At 70.1% G+C, this 12,503-nt stretch carries 13 protein-coding genes and 1 tRNA gene; 8 read left to right on the top strand and 6 right to left on the bottom strand.

Going from position 1 to position 12,503, the window contains the following annotated elements; all coding sequences use genetic code 11:
- Window positions 1–7 precede the first annotated feature (7 nt).
- The 4 genes from ACQUQD_RS21295 (at window position 8) to ACQUQD_RS21310 (ending at window position 3,236) form a co-directional block, all read left to right on the top strand.
- Entirely contained in the window at window positions 8–505 is a 498-nt protein-coding gene (locus ACQUQD_RS21295; protein WP_428953712.1) for an ArsR family transcriptional regulator, read from the top strand.
- A 52-nt stretch (window positions 506–557) separates the two neighbouring features.
- A complete protein-coding gene (locus ACQUQD_RS21300) occupies window positions 558–1,412 on the top strand; it encodes a M23 family metallopeptidase (RefSeq protein ID WP_428953713.1) in 855 nt (284 codons plus the stop codon).
- 151 nt (window positions 1,413–1,563) lie between these two features.
- Window positions 1,564–2,370 (top strand): sterol carrier family protein, encoded by an 807-nt coding sequence (locus ACQUQD_RS21305; protein ID WP_428953714.1) that lies wholly within the window; start codon window positions 1,564–1,566, stop codon window positions 2,368–2,370.
- A gap of 50 nt (window positions 2,371–2,420) precedes the next feature.
- A complete protein-coding gene (locus ACQUQD_RS21310) occupies window positions 2,421–3,236 on the top strand; it encodes an META domain-containing protein (RefSeq protein ID WP_428953715.1) in 816 nt (271 codons plus the stop codon).
- Window positions 3,237–3,261: 25 nt separating this feature from the next.
- Here ACQUQD_RS21310 and ACQUQD_RS21315 read toward each other — a convergent pair whose 3' ends face one another.
- Window positions 3,262–4,710 (bottom strand): sulfatase family protein, encoded by a 1,449-nt coding sequence (locus ACQUQD_RS21315; protein WP_428953716.1) that lies wholly within the window; start codon window positions 4,708–4,710, stop codon window positions 3,262–3,264.
- A gap of 182 nt (window positions 4,711–4,892) precedes the next feature.
- A complete protein-coding gene (locus ACQUQD_RS21320) occupies window positions 4,893–5,222 on the bottom strand; it encodes a putative leader peptide (protein WP_428953717.1) in 330 nt (109 codons plus the stop codon).
- Between the two features lie 175 nt (window positions 5,223–5,397).
- Between ACQUQD_RS21320 and purF the strand changes: the two genes are divergently transcribed.
- Window positions 5,398–6,924 carry an amidophosphoribosyltransferase gene (gene purF, locus ACQUQD_RS21325; RefSeq protein WP_428953718.1) on the top strand — a complete coding sequence of 509 codons (1,527 nt, stop codon included), beginning with the start codon at window positions 5,398–5,400 and terminating at the stop codon, window positions 6,922–6,924.
- A gap of 45 nt (window positions 6,925–6,969) precedes the next feature.
- Entirely contained in the window at window positions 6,970–8,037 is a 1,068-nt protein-coding gene (purM, locus tag ACQUQD_RS21330; protein WP_428953719.1) for a phosphoribosylformylglycinamidine cyclo-ligase, read from the top strand.
- Between the two features lie 128 nt (window positions 8,038–8,165).
- On the opposite strand, the gene ACQUQD_RS21335 is transcribed toward purM, so the two are convergent.
- Both ACQUQD_RS21335 and ACQUQD_RS21340 read right to left on the bottom strand, forming a co-directional pair.
- Complete coding sequence (locus tag ACQUQD_RS21335) at window positions 8,166–8,432, bottom strand: DUF3073 domain-containing protein (RefSeq protein ID WP_428953720.1); 267 nt, start codon at window positions 8,430–8,432, stop codon at window positions 8,166–8,168.
- 263 nt (window positions 8,433–8,695) lie between these two features.
- Window positions 8,696–9,817, bottom strand: a complete 1,122-nt coding sequence (locus ACQUQD_RS21340) for a Leu/Phe/Val dehydrogenase (protein ID WP_428953721.1) — start codon at window positions 9,815–9,817, stop codon at window positions 8,696–8,698.
- A 240-nt stretch (window positions 9,818–10,057) separates the two neighbouring features.
- On the opposite strand from ACQUQD_RS21340, the gene ACQUQD_RS21345 reads away from it, so the two are divergent.
- Window positions 10,058–10,906 (top strand): hypothetical protein, encoded by an 849-nt coding sequence (locus ACQUQD_RS21345; RefSeq protein ID WP_428953722.1) that lies wholly within the window; start codon window positions 10,058–10,060, stop codon window positions 10,904–10,906.
- A gap of 476 nt (window positions 10,907–11,382) precedes the next feature.
- The gene (gene bldC, locus ACQUQD_RS21350; protein ID WP_003949541.1) at window positions 11,383–11,589 is read left to right on the top strand and encodes a developmental transcriptional regulator BldC; all 207 of its coding nucleotides are present in this window, start codon (window positions 11,383–11,385) and stop codon (window positions 11,587–11,589) included.
- A 503-nt stretch (window positions 11,590–12,092) separates the two neighbouring features.
- On the opposite strand, the gene ACQUQD_RS21355 is transcribed toward bldC, so the two are convergent.
- A complete protein-coding gene (locus ACQUQD_RS21355) occupies window positions 12,093–12,296 on the bottom strand; it encodes a DUF6274 family protein (RefSeq protein ID WP_428953723.1) in 204 nt (67 codons plus the stop codon).
- Window positions 12,297–12,417: 121 nt separating this feature from the next.
- Window positions 12,418–12,492: transfer RNA gene (locus tag ACQUQD_RS21360), tRNA-Asp, on the bottom strand.
- Between the last annotated feature and the right edge of the window lie 11 nt (window positions 12,493–12,503).

Here is a 12,503-nt window from a genome sequence, read left to right on the forward strand (position 1 = left end):
TCGATGCATGACGGATCTTGAGCGGCGGGTCGCCGAGCTGGAGCGGCGTCTCGACGCGCTGGAGTCGGGTGCCGCGGCGCCGACGGTCGCCGGAGGCACGTTCTGGGCCCTCGACGGACTGAAGGAACAGCTGGCCGACGTCGCGAGCGGCGGTGTGCTGTTCACCGGCGCGGTGCGCCTGCCGGGAGACAAGGAGTACGAGTGGCAGTACGCGGCGGTCACCGATGAGTTGCTCGCGTCCGACTGGACGGACGTGGCCGACGCCTTCGCGGCGTTGGGGAACGGATTGCGGCTGAGGCTGCTGAGAGAGGTCCTCGGCGGGCGCGCGTCGGCCACGGAGCTGGCCGAGCTCGACGACGTGGGGACGAGCGGTCAGATCTACCACCACCTGCGGCAGTTGACCGCTGCCGGGTGGCTGCGGTCGGCGGGCCGGGGACGTTACGAGGTGCCCGCGGGCCGGGTCGTGCCACTCCTGGTGGCGCTGACGGCGGCCCGCCCCGCCTGACCCGGGCGAGAGCAGAGCGACAGGACGACGACAGAGCGATGGGGGATCGATCGTGTTCGTGCGCAAGACGGCGATGGTGCTGTACCGAGTGTTTCAACTGGCCTTTCTGGTCATGGTCATCGGCGGCCTCTTCGACGGCTGGCCGTTTCCCACGTGGTGGGCGTTCATACCGGCCGGGCTGTCCGTGGTCATCGTGCTGGCCAGGAGCCGGGCCGGGCGGCGGGACCGCGCGCCACGCGAGCCGGTCGAGGTGGACCCACCGGTGCGCGGGCACTGGTCCGCGCTCAACAGCCCCGCGGACAAGGTGCCCAGCCACGGGACGCACGCGTACGGGCAGACGTACGCGATCGACATAGTGGCGGAGGGCGCCGAGCACCGGCCCCGCCCGAAGTTCGCCGCGGTGTGGCCCGTGGTGCGCCGGCCCCGGGCCTTCCCCGCCTTCGGCGAGCCGCTCCACGCCGTCGCCGACGCCGAGGTCGTCCACGCCACCGACTGGCGCCGCGACCATCTCAGCCGCAACTCCACGCCCGCACTGGCCTACTTGATGCTGCTGGAGGGTGCGATACGGGAGATGTTCGGGGCGGGCTGGATCGTCGGCAACCACATCGTCCTCGACCTGGGCGACGGCGTGTACGCGATGTACGCGCACCTGCAGCGCGGCTCTCTCTCCGTGCGCCCCGGCGACCGGGTGCGGGCGGGCCAGCGGCTAGCCCGCTGCGGGAACTCGGGGAACTCGACCGAGCCGCACGTCCACTTCCAGCTGATGGACGGCCCCGACCTCGACTCGGCGTCGGGCCTACCGTTCCGGTGGCGCGGGGTCGGGATACCCGCGGGCGGTGAGACGTTCACGGTCGATCGAGAGCAGGCCGATCCGGCGCCGGGCGGCCGGGCGCCGGCTCGGCGCTAGCCCGGGGGTGCCGTCGCGGGAGTCGCGTGGCCGGCAGCGTGCCGAGCAGCATCGCCGAGGAGCCCGGGGACGCCCTGCTCACCGCCGGGGGCTGTCGCCCTGGTCGAAAGGGGCCTGAGCGACGTCGTGGTGCGGGCGTAGGGTCACGGACATGGTCTCGCCCAAGACATCCAGGAAGCGTCCGCGTTCCTACGATTCCGAGAAGCTCCGGACTGCCGTCCTGGCCCAGTTCGCTGCCGTACGCGAGGCCGTCGAGGGCCTCACGCCCGAGCAGCTCGCCGCGCCGACCCGGCTCGGCGACTGGACGGTGCGGGAGCTCGCCGCGCACTTCACCATGGCCGTCGGCATGCTGCCGCGGGGCCTCGCCCAGCCCGCGCCGCCCCAGGCCGACCTGGCGCTCCTGGACTACCCGGCGCTGACCGCGCCCGCCGCCCCCGCCGTTGCCGTCGGCGTGCAGGAGCTGGCGCGGAGCGCACCGCTGAGCGAGCTGTACGCGCAGGTCGCCGCCGGGCTCGACACGTATCTGACCGCGGGGATCGACGGCGAGCGGCCCGTCGCGCACCGGGTCGGGACGATGCCCCTCACCGGCGTCCTCGTCACCCGCGCTGTCGAGCTCGCCGTGCACACCGACGACTTGAACGATGCGCTGCCCGGGCTCGGACTGCCCGTCGAGCGGCAGCTGCTGGCCGCGGCGACGCGCTTCCTCGCCGACGCGCTCGCCGTGAAGGCGCCGGGCGCCTCGACCGAGGTGCGGATCCCGCCGTTCGCCGTCGTCCAGTGCGTCGAGGGTCCCCGGCACACCCGCGGCACTCCGCCGAACGTCGTGGAGACCGACCCGCTCACCTGGATCCGCCTCGCCACGGGGCGTACGGAGTGGGCGGCCGCGATCGACGAAGCACGCGTCAGCGCAAGTGGTGAACGGGCCGACCTGTCGGCTCTGTTGCCGATCATGGCGTGAAGCTTTCGGCGGGACGGAACCGATCGAGGGGGCCGTCCCGTCCCATCGGCATGTTCACGCAACGCAGCACCCGCACCCTGTTCGCCGCCGCGCTGCCCCTGGTCGCCCTCACCACGGTCGCGGCCTGCGGGAACGAGAAGGCGCCCGGCACGGTGAAGGTCGCCGGTGCCCCCGTCGCCGGCGTCACCTGGACCGTGCAGAGCATGACGGTGGACGGGGCGACGACGAAGGCACCGAGCGGCGCGTACCTGCAGTTCGTCTCCGACGATCGAGTGCGCGGCAACTACGGCTGCCACACCTTCGACGCCGACGCCCGGGTCACCGACGACAGCGTCGACCTGGGACAGGCCGACGTGACCACCGAGGCCTGCCTCGACAAGAAGCAGAGCGCCTTCGACGACCGTCTCGCCCGCGCCCTGGCCGACAAGAACACCGTCAAGGCCCACGGCTCCGACCGCCTCACCCTCACCCGCGCCAACGGCGACACCGTCTCCCTCGCCAAGCAGCGCGACGCGAAGCTCGTCGGCACCCGGTGGATGGTCGACACCCTCTACAGCGGCGAGACGGCCCAGTCCCTGCCGAAGGCGGCCAAGGACCGGGCCCGGCTCGTCTTCGAGAAGGACGGCCAGGTCAGCGTGCGCCTCGGCTGCAACAGCGGCAGCGCCAAGGCCACCGTCAAGGACGGCCACATCAGCTTCGGCCCGCTGATCAGCACGAAGATGGGCTGTGTCGGCGAGGCGGCGAGCCTCGAGAAGGCGATGCGCGGCGTCCTGGAGGGCAAGGCGCGGTACGAGATCCGGGGCGACGGCCTCACCCTGACGGGGCCCGACGGGCAGGGCATCGGCCTGCGGGCCACCGCCAAGTGACGCGCCGCCGCGCGACGGCGGTCCGTCAGGACGGGTACGGGAGAAGCTCCTTGTCCTTCTTCTCCCACACCGCCTTCAGCTCGGCCAGCAGCTTCGGCTGGTCCGCGGCCCGGTCGGCCTGCTCACGCCGGTCGGCGGAGAGGTCGAACAGCTGGTCCGTGCCGCCCTTGCCGCGGTAGTACTTCCAGTCGCCGCGGCGCACGGCCCGCTCCCCGCGCACCCGCCAGAACAGGTCGCGCTCCTGGAGCCGTTCACCGCGCAGGAGGTATCCGGCGAGGCTGGTGCCGTCCAGTGGGAACGCCTTGTCGGGCCGCGCCCCGCCGATTTCGAGCAGCGTCGCCGTCCAGTCGGGCGTGAAGACGGGCTCGTGGCTGACCTGTCCGCCATCGAGCCGGGCCGGCCAGCGCACGATCGTCGGCACCCGGATGCCGCCCTCCTGGAGGGACGCCTTGTTCCCGGACAGCGGCCAGTTGTAGGAGAAGCGTTCGCCGCCGTTGTCCGAGGCGAAGAAGACGAGGGTGTCCTTCTCCTGCCCGGTCTCCTTGAGCGCCGTCAGCACCTGCCCGATGGACCGGTCCAGGTCCTCGACCATCTCCGTGTACTTCTCCACGGACCCGCCGTCGGTGTGGAACAGGGCCCGCGCGTCCCCGGCCTTGATCTTCCGTACGACCTCGGCGCTCTCCGCCTCGTCCCCGTCGGCGATCCACGGCCAGTGCGGGGTGGTGAAGTTCAGGTTGAGCAGCCACGGCTTGCCGCCGTGGTCGCGCCGCACGTACTCGCCGGCCCGCTCGGTCAGGATCCGCGTGTAGTACCGCAGGTCCTTGTACTCGGTGTCGCCCTCCCGCACGTCGCCCTCGTACAGGTCGTACTCACCGCCGAGCCCGAGCTTCGAGTAGTACTCCAGGGCCCCGCCGAAGTTCCCGAAGAACTCGTCCCAGCCCGACTTGGTCGGCGAGTAGTCCGGCAGATAGCCGCAGTGCCACTTGCCGATCAGCGCGGTCGAGTAGCCCGCGCCGCGCAGCAGCGAGGCGAGCGTGGGGTGGTTCGGGTCGAGTCCGACGGACCGGTCGGCGATCGGCTCGGCGAGCCCGCCCTTCGTACGTCCCGGATAGCGGCCCGTGTAGAGGCTGAAGCGGGTCGGCGAGCAGGTCGCGGAGCCGCTGTACGCGTCGGTGAAGCGGACGCCCTGCCGGGCCAGCTTGTCCAGGTTCGGGGTCTTGATGTGCGGCGCCCCGTAGGAGGAGAGGTCGGCCCAGCCCAGGTCGTCGCCCAGGATGAAGAGGATGTTGGGCCGCTTGGCGTGTCGGCCGGCGGCGGCGCGGAACGGGCGTTCCTGGGATTCCCGGGGCTGGTGGGGCGCGGCTTCGGCGGGAGCGGCCGAAGCGCCGAGCGCGGCGGCGGTCGCCGAGGCGCTCACCACCCCGCCGAAGGCGCGCCGGGACAGCTTCGAGGGTTCTGAGGCGTGCGAGGACACGGAGAGCACTCCAGGGAGAGCGGGAGAGAAGCAGGGTCACGCTCCTCCGGCGCGAAGGAGCGGGATGGCCGCCGCCGGGCACGAGGGGTCCGGCGGGAACAGAAGCGGCGACAGAAGGATCCGAGGCCCGCGGTGCGGAGGCCCCCGAGGCCGCGGATCAGCGGATCAAGAGATGCAGTGCGTCAGGCGCAGCGACAGATGGCGCTCGCGACACGGACCAGGTCGACGTGGCGGCGCTCCACAAGGGTGACCGTGCGGTCACAACGGGGCTGCATGATCCAGGACCATGCCGACGACGACGTGTGCCTGTCAACGGCCGGTCCGCACTGCGGACGTCCGCGGGAGCGCGGTGGCGCGAGTTCCGTCACACTCGGCGCGCGGCTCCCCCGGAGCGCGGCCGACGCGGCCGCCTCCGCCCCCGGCGCAGGCACCGGCAGGCCCGCCGCGGACTCCGGTCGGCACCCTGTTGGCGGTGCGTCGTCGCAGGTCAGCGCGGTGCGGCGGGGTGGCATCCGGCCGGCCGTGCGCCCTGGTCCCGGCGTACTCACGACCCGTCCGCCCGGCCGGCGGCGCCCCGGAAGCTACGCGCGTCCGGCCGCCCCGGGCGCGTACGGACGGAGCCTGTCAACGTCAGAAGCCCGTATCCCCAATTCGGACCAGTGGTCGATCTCGCCTACACTCGGTGCCGTGCCACGTGGTGACGGTCGACTCAATCACGATCTGCTCCCCGGCGAGAAAGGCCCCCAGGACGCGTGTGGCGTCTTCGGTGTCTGGGCTCCGGGCGAAGAGGTCGCAAAGCTCACGTACTTCGGGCTCTACGCCCTCCAGCATCGGGGTCAGGAATCCGCGGGAATCGCGGTCAGCAACGGCTCCCAGATCCTCGTCTTCAAGGACATGGGACTTGTCTCCCAGGTCTTCGACGAAACCTCCCTAGGGTCCCTGCAAGGTCATATCGCGGTCGGTCACGCCCGCTACTCGACCACCGGGGCCTCCGTATGGGAGAACGCCCAGCCGACGTTCCGCGCCACCGCGCACGGCTCGATCGCGCTCGGTCACAACGGCAACCTGGTCAACACGGCGCAGCTCGCCGAGATGGTCGCCGATCTCCCCAAGGAGAACGGGCGGGCCACCCAGGTCGCCGCCACGAACGACACCGACCTCGTCACCGCGCTCCTCGCGGGCCAGGTCGACGACGACGGCAAGCCGCTGACCATCGAAGAGGCGTCCGCCAAGGTCCTGCCGCAGGTCCAGGGCGCCTTCTCCCTCGTCTTCATGGACGAGGGCACGCTGTACGCGGCCCGTGACCCGCAGGGCATCCGCCCGCTGGTCCTGGGACGCCTGGAGCGTGGCTGGGTCGTCGCCTCCGAGTCCGCCGCCCTCGACATCTGCGGCGCCGCTTACGTGCGTGAGATCGAGCCGGGCGAGTTCGTCGCCATCGACGAGAACGGCCTGCGAACGTCCCGCTTCGCCGAAGCAAAGCCCAAGGGCTGTGTCTTCGAGTACGTCTATCTGGCCCGTCCCGACACGGACATCGCGGGCCGGAACGTGTACCTCTCCCGTGTGGAGATGGGCCGCAAGCTCGCCAAGGAAGCGCCGGTCGAGGCCGACCTCGTCATAGCGACTCCGGAATCGGGCACTCCCGCCGCGATCGGCTACGCCGAGGCCAGCGGAATCCCCTTCGGTGCCGGTCTCGTGAAGAACGCCTATGTGGGCCGTACCTTCATCCAGCCCTCGCAGACGATCCGCCAGCTCGGCATCCGTCTGAAGCTGAACCCCCTCAAGGAAGTCATCAAGGGCAAGAGGCTCGTGGTCGTCGACGACTCGATCGTCCGCGGCAACACGCAGCGCGCCCTGGTCCGCATGCTCCGCGAGGCGGGCGCGGCGGAGGTCCACATCCGGATCTCCTCCCCGCCTGTGAAGTGGCCGTGCTTCTTCGGCATCGACTTCGCGACGCGCGCGGAGCTGATCGCCAACGGCATGACGGTCGAGGAGATCGGCACCTCGCTGGGCGCCGACTCGCTCTCGTACATCTCCATCGACGGCATGATCGAGGCGACCACCATCGCCAAGCCGAACCTCTGCCGCGCCTGCTTCGACGGCGAGTACCCGATGGATCTTCCCGACCCCGAGCTGCTCGGCAAGCAGCTCCTGGAGACGGAACTGGCCGCAGGTCCGGCGTCCACGGCCGCGAGCGACGCGATCCGTCGTCCGTAGGTCCGCAGACCCCCGTAGTAACGACACGAAAGCTCTCAATTCACCATGACTGAGACCACCGGTGCCAGCTACGCCTCCGCGGGCGTGGACATCGAAGCGGGCGACCGCGCCGTAGAACTCATGAAGGAATGGGTCAAGAAGACGCGGCGGCCCGAGGTCCTCGGCGGCCTCGGCGGCTTCGCCGGCCTCTTCGACGCCTCCGCCCTCAAGAAGTACGAGCGGCCCCTGCTGGCCTCCGCCACCGACGGCGTCGGCACGAAGGTCGACATCGCCCGCCAGCTGGGCGTGTACGACACGATCGGCCACGACCTCGTCGCGATGGTCATGGACGACATCGTCGTCTGCGGTGCCGAGCCCCTCTTCATGACCGACTACATCTGCGTCGGCAAGGTCCACCCCGAGCGCGTCGCCGCCATCGTGAAGGGCATCGCCGAGGGCTGTGTCCTCGCCGGCTGCGCCCTCGTCGGCGGCGAGACGGCGGAGCACCCGGGCCTGCTCGGCCCGGACGACTTCGACGTCGCCGGCGCCGGTACGGGCGTCGTGGAGTACGACAACCTGCTGGGCCCGGACCGTATCCGTACGGGGGACGCGGTGATCGCCATGGCGTCCTCCGGTCTTCACTCGAACGGGTACTCGCTGGTCCGGCACGTCCTCTTCGACCGGGCGGGCATGACGCTCGACCAGCAGGTCGACGAGCTCGGCCGGACGCTGGGCGAGGAGCTCCTGGAGCCGACGAAGATCTACTCCCTGGACTGCCTCTCGCTCACCAGCACGACCCAGGTCCACGCCTACAGCCACATCACCGGCGGCGGCCTCGCGGCGAACCTGGCCCGGGTCATCCCGGACGGCCTGCACGCCACCGTGGACCGCTCCACCTGGGCCCCGGGCGCGATCTTCGACCTCGTCGGCAAGGCCGGCTCTGTCGAGCGCCTGGAGCTGGAGAAGACGCTGAACATGGGCGTCGGCATGATGGCGATCGTCCCGCAGGAGTCGGTGGACGTCGCCCTCGCGACCCTCGCCGACCGCGGCGTGGACTCCTGGGTGGCCGGCGAGATCACCGACCGCGGCGACCGCACCACGGGCGCCGAGCTCACCGGGGACTACGCGCAGTAGGCCCCCGCGGGCGCTGTGCGGACAGCACAAAACCCGGTCCGGCGTGTGACCACCCCGGACCGGGTGAGTGCAGCAGTAAGCAGAAATCAGGCAGTAGAGATCAGCTACGTGCTGGAAGTGCTACGAGGTCAAGCGCCGCGGCGCTGAGACGACGGGCCGGACTCGTCGGAGTCCTCGTCCTCGTCCTCGTCGTACAGATCCGCATAGCGGGCGTACGGGTCGTCTTCCTCGTCGTCGTCCTCGAAAGGCTCACCGTTCGGCGGCTGATTCGATACTGGATTCGACGTCGATGCGCCCAGCTCATTGGCCAGACGCGACAGGTCAGTCCCGCCGCTGCTGTACTTCAGCTGGCGGGCGACCTTCGTCTGCTTGGCCTTTGCCCGGCCGCGCCCCATGGCTCGACCCCCTCGGATACGGGGCTCGGTGGCCCCAGAGTCTTGACACGCGTTCATGATCTGGAACGGACTCCCCATGAGGAGACCGGTCCGTAGGGCTTCCACGGTACCTGAGCCCACGCCCATACGGTACGTCGCCCGCAGGACGCGCCTGTGCACAGGACCAGCAAGGAGCCCTGTCCTCGCTGGTCAGCTGCGATTTTAACCTCTTCTTGGCGGACGACCCGCCGATCGGCGTGACTCTCGTTACGTAGGCCCCGCGATCAGTGCCGCGAACGCGCCTCCGCCATCCTCTGCTCGGCGATCCGGTCGGCCGCGGCGGCTGGCGGAATCCCGTCAGTCTTTGCGCGAGCGAAGATCGAAAGCGTGGTGTCGAAGATCTTCGAGGCCTTCGCTTTGCACCGGTCGAAGTCGAAACCGTGGAGTTCGTCGGCCACCTGGATGACCCCGCCCGCGTTCACGACGTAGTCCGGGGCGTAGAGGATCCCGCGGTCGGCGAGGTCCTTCTCGACGCCCGGGTGCGCGAGCTGGTTGTTGGCCGCGCCGCACACCACCTTCGCGGTGAGCACCGGGACGGTCTCGTCGTTCAGGGCGCCGCCCAGCGCGCACGGGGCGTAGATGTCGAGGTCCGGCACCCGGATCAGCTCGTCCGTGTCGGCGACGACCGCGACCTCGGGGTGCCGGTCGGTGATGCCGCGCACGGACTCCGCGCGCACATCCGTGACCACGACCCGGGCACCGTCCGCCAGCAGGTGCTCGACCAGGTGGTGGCCGACCTTCCCGACGCCAGCGATGCCGACCGTGCGGCCGCGCAGCGTCGGGTCGCCCCACAGGTGCTGGGCGCTGGCCCGCATGCCCTGGAAGACGCCGAAGGCGGTGAGCACGGAGGAGTCGCCCGCGCCGCCGTTCTCGGGGGAGCGGCCCGTGGTCCAGCGGCACTCGCGCGCGACCACGTCCATGTCGGCGACGTAGGTGCCGACGTCGCAGGCCGTCACGTACCGGCCGCCCAGCGAGGCGACGAACCGGCCGTAGGCGAGCAGCAGTTGCTCGCTCTTGACGACGTGCGGGTCGCCGATGATCACGGCCTTGCCGCCGCCGTGGTCGAGGCCGGCCATGGCGTTCTTGTACGACATGCCGCGCGCGAGGTTCAGCGCGTCGGCGACGGCCTCGGCCTCGGAGACGTAGGGGTAGAAACGGGTGCCGCCGAGGGCCGGGCCCAGGGCGGTGTTGTGGAGGGCGATGACGGCCTTGAGGCCGCTCGCGCGGTCCTGGCAGAGCACGACCTGCTCGTGTCCGCCCTGGTCCGAGTGGAAGAGGGTGTGCAGGACGTCCGGTGCGGCAGGGGTGCCGGAGGTGGTGACAGCGTCGCCGGTCACATCGGTCACTGTGGTGACTCCCAAGTACGTAGCGGCGGTGGGCGGAATCCCGTGCGGGTGGCGGGCCTTCCGTCGTTCGTGGGCAAGAGAGTAGAGCGTGTACAGGCCCGCCACGGCCGCAGTGCCGAGGATCACTCTCTCGCGTCGAGGGGTGGCGCAAGTACGGTCGAATCCCGCCGCGTCGCGCGGCATCCCGCCGTGGGACGATTTGCAGTGTTTTCCAGCCGGTGGGCGGGGGAGGGAGCAGCCGTGCCCAAGGTGTCGTCGGTGACCGTCCCGTACGCGTCGTATCTGCGTGTGTACGAACCCCTCGCGGCCTTTCCGGAGCCGGAGCGGGGCCACTGGGAGCGCTACGCGAAGCGCGAGCGCCACCCCTCCTACCAGGACGAACTGCGTCGCTCCCTGGCCGACTTGCTGCCCACCCCGCCCGTTCCGGTGCCGGTGCACGAGAGCGACGACGCGTTCGTGATCGAGATCGAGGGCGTGCTGTGCGTGTGCCCGTGGCGCACCCGGCTGCGCGGCTGGCAGGCGCTGGACGAGCTGCCGGGGCAGCTGCCGGCCCCGGTCCTGGACGCGGTGCTCCCGGCGGTGGTGCGCCGGCAGGCGTCCGACGACTACGAGCGCTGGCTGGAGCACAATCCGGACGCGCGGCCCTGGATCCGTACGTCGACGTGGCAGGTGCCGCTCAACTGGTTCGTGCTCGTGTCCGACGAGGAGCGAGAGTACGAGCCGGAGACGGCCGGGGACGGCAGCGGCCCGCTGCTGCGCTACCGCACCCCGATGGTGCAGGCCCGGCGACGGGTCGCGCGCGGTCTGAAGGCGCTGAAGGACGCGATCGACGAGGGGCCCCTGATCGAGGGCCTGGTAGATGTGGGGCGCTGGCTCGAGGAGTTCCACCCCCGCTCGTACGTCGAACTCGACTACGGCGGTCTCGTGCACACCCTGCCGCCGGACCTCCTGGACGAGGACCACTCGGCGGCGGATGTCGCCGAGGGCATCGAGGCGCTGCGCTCCGGTGACGGGGCCGGCGCGGGCGAGGCGTACGCGCGGCTCGTGGCACGCTGGCGAGCGGTGCGGGACCGGCAGAACGCCAACTGACGGCACTCACCGGCTTCTTCGGGACCTACGTCCCGATCCGGGCTTTTGTGTCAAGCGTGACGGACTGCACTAACTTCGCCCTTGCGTCCATCGCCCCTCCTCGTGCCAAAATAGGACAAGGAGTCCGGGGAGGGCTCCATCCGTCCAACTAAGTCCAACCATGGACGGATTACTCAGCATTGCACTGTCGCTGGGGGGTCTGACGACTCCTGATCGCTCTGTGACTGATCGTCACTGTGGCGTGACTGTCCGCTATGGCATGGTCCATCGGCTTCCGTCGCTGATGAACACCTGGGAGGGCAATTCCATCGGTTTGGCCGACGAGGCTGGACGGATGGTGTAGTTGTAGTGCCGAGGACAAGCCGTTCGTCCTATAACCGACTCGACCCGTGTCCGCCATTTCGGGCAACGCGGGTCAAGGTGCAGAATTTAAAGGAAAGAACCGAGAAGGTTCGGTTCTCCCGAGGAGGCCGCTCATGACCGCTCGCACCCCTGATGCCGAGCCGCTGCTGACCCCCGCCGAGGTCGCCACGATGTTCCGCGTGGACCCGAAGACGGTCACGCGCTGGGCGAAGGCTGGCAAGCTCACGTCGATCCGCACGCTCGGCGGGCACCGGCGTTACCGCGAGGCCGAGGTCCGCGCACTGCTTGCGGGTATCCCGCAGCAGCGCAGCGAGGCCTGAGGCACCGCATAACGCAGCAATACCGGGTGTTCCGGGTCCCCCAACCCGTATCGCACCCACCCCTTAGCTCCACACGACGCGGGTCCTGCCCCAACGGGACCCACACCTACTGAAGCGTCATCTCAACTGCATCACGGGTACGTCGTCGATCGCGCTGGACTCCGCCGGGTCCAGCGCGATCTTTTTTGTGCGCCGGAAGCGGCTGGAAGCGGTGGTCGACGGGGGTCTGTGCGCGCCCTTGTCGGACCTTGGTCGGTCTCTGGCCGGCGCCTCGCGGGCGCCTGTGAGGGTGGTGCAATTGCACATATTAAATTGAGCAGTTGTAGGGAGGGTGTAAGAAACGGTGTTTCCAAAACTATTTCGGTGACACCCGTCACACAGCGCGGAGCTTGTTGCTGGTGACACCCGTGCGCTAGAGGGGATCCGCGCGTCTGGGCGTCCTCGACCAGACTCCGACTGTCTCCAGGCTCCCATCGGTCGAGGGCCCTGTGGGTCGGCTTTCGTCACCCGTTCGGGGGACTTTCGTCCTCGCCGCCCTCCCAGGCGCTCTCGTGGTCCTCCTGGGCCTCTGTGGCGGGGTCCATGGCGAGCCGCAGGAGTCGGTGGCAGATCGGGCAGTGACGGGTCACGTGGCCGTATCCGGAGGCGGCGGAGAGATGGGCGCGCAGGAGAGCGCGGGTCTCGCGTCGTCGTATCGGTGTCGCCATGCGCTCGCCTCCCGCCAGGGCCCTGGTTCTGGCGTACCGAGGGGACGTCCAGGAGTCAAGGGCGGCTGCCGGGGCACACGAAGAAGCCCGCACCGGAACGGTGCGGGCTTCTCATCTACTGCGGTCCTGACGGGATTTGAACCCGCGGCCTCCACCTTGACAGGGTGGCGAGCACTCCAAACTGCTCCACAGGACCAGGTTTCGCGG

Origin of the sequence: Streptomyces sp. cg35 (assembly GCF_050410835.1) — a bacterium.
Classification (GTDB): Bacteria; Actinomycetota; Actinomycetes; order Streptomycetales; family Streptomycetaceae; genus Streptomyces.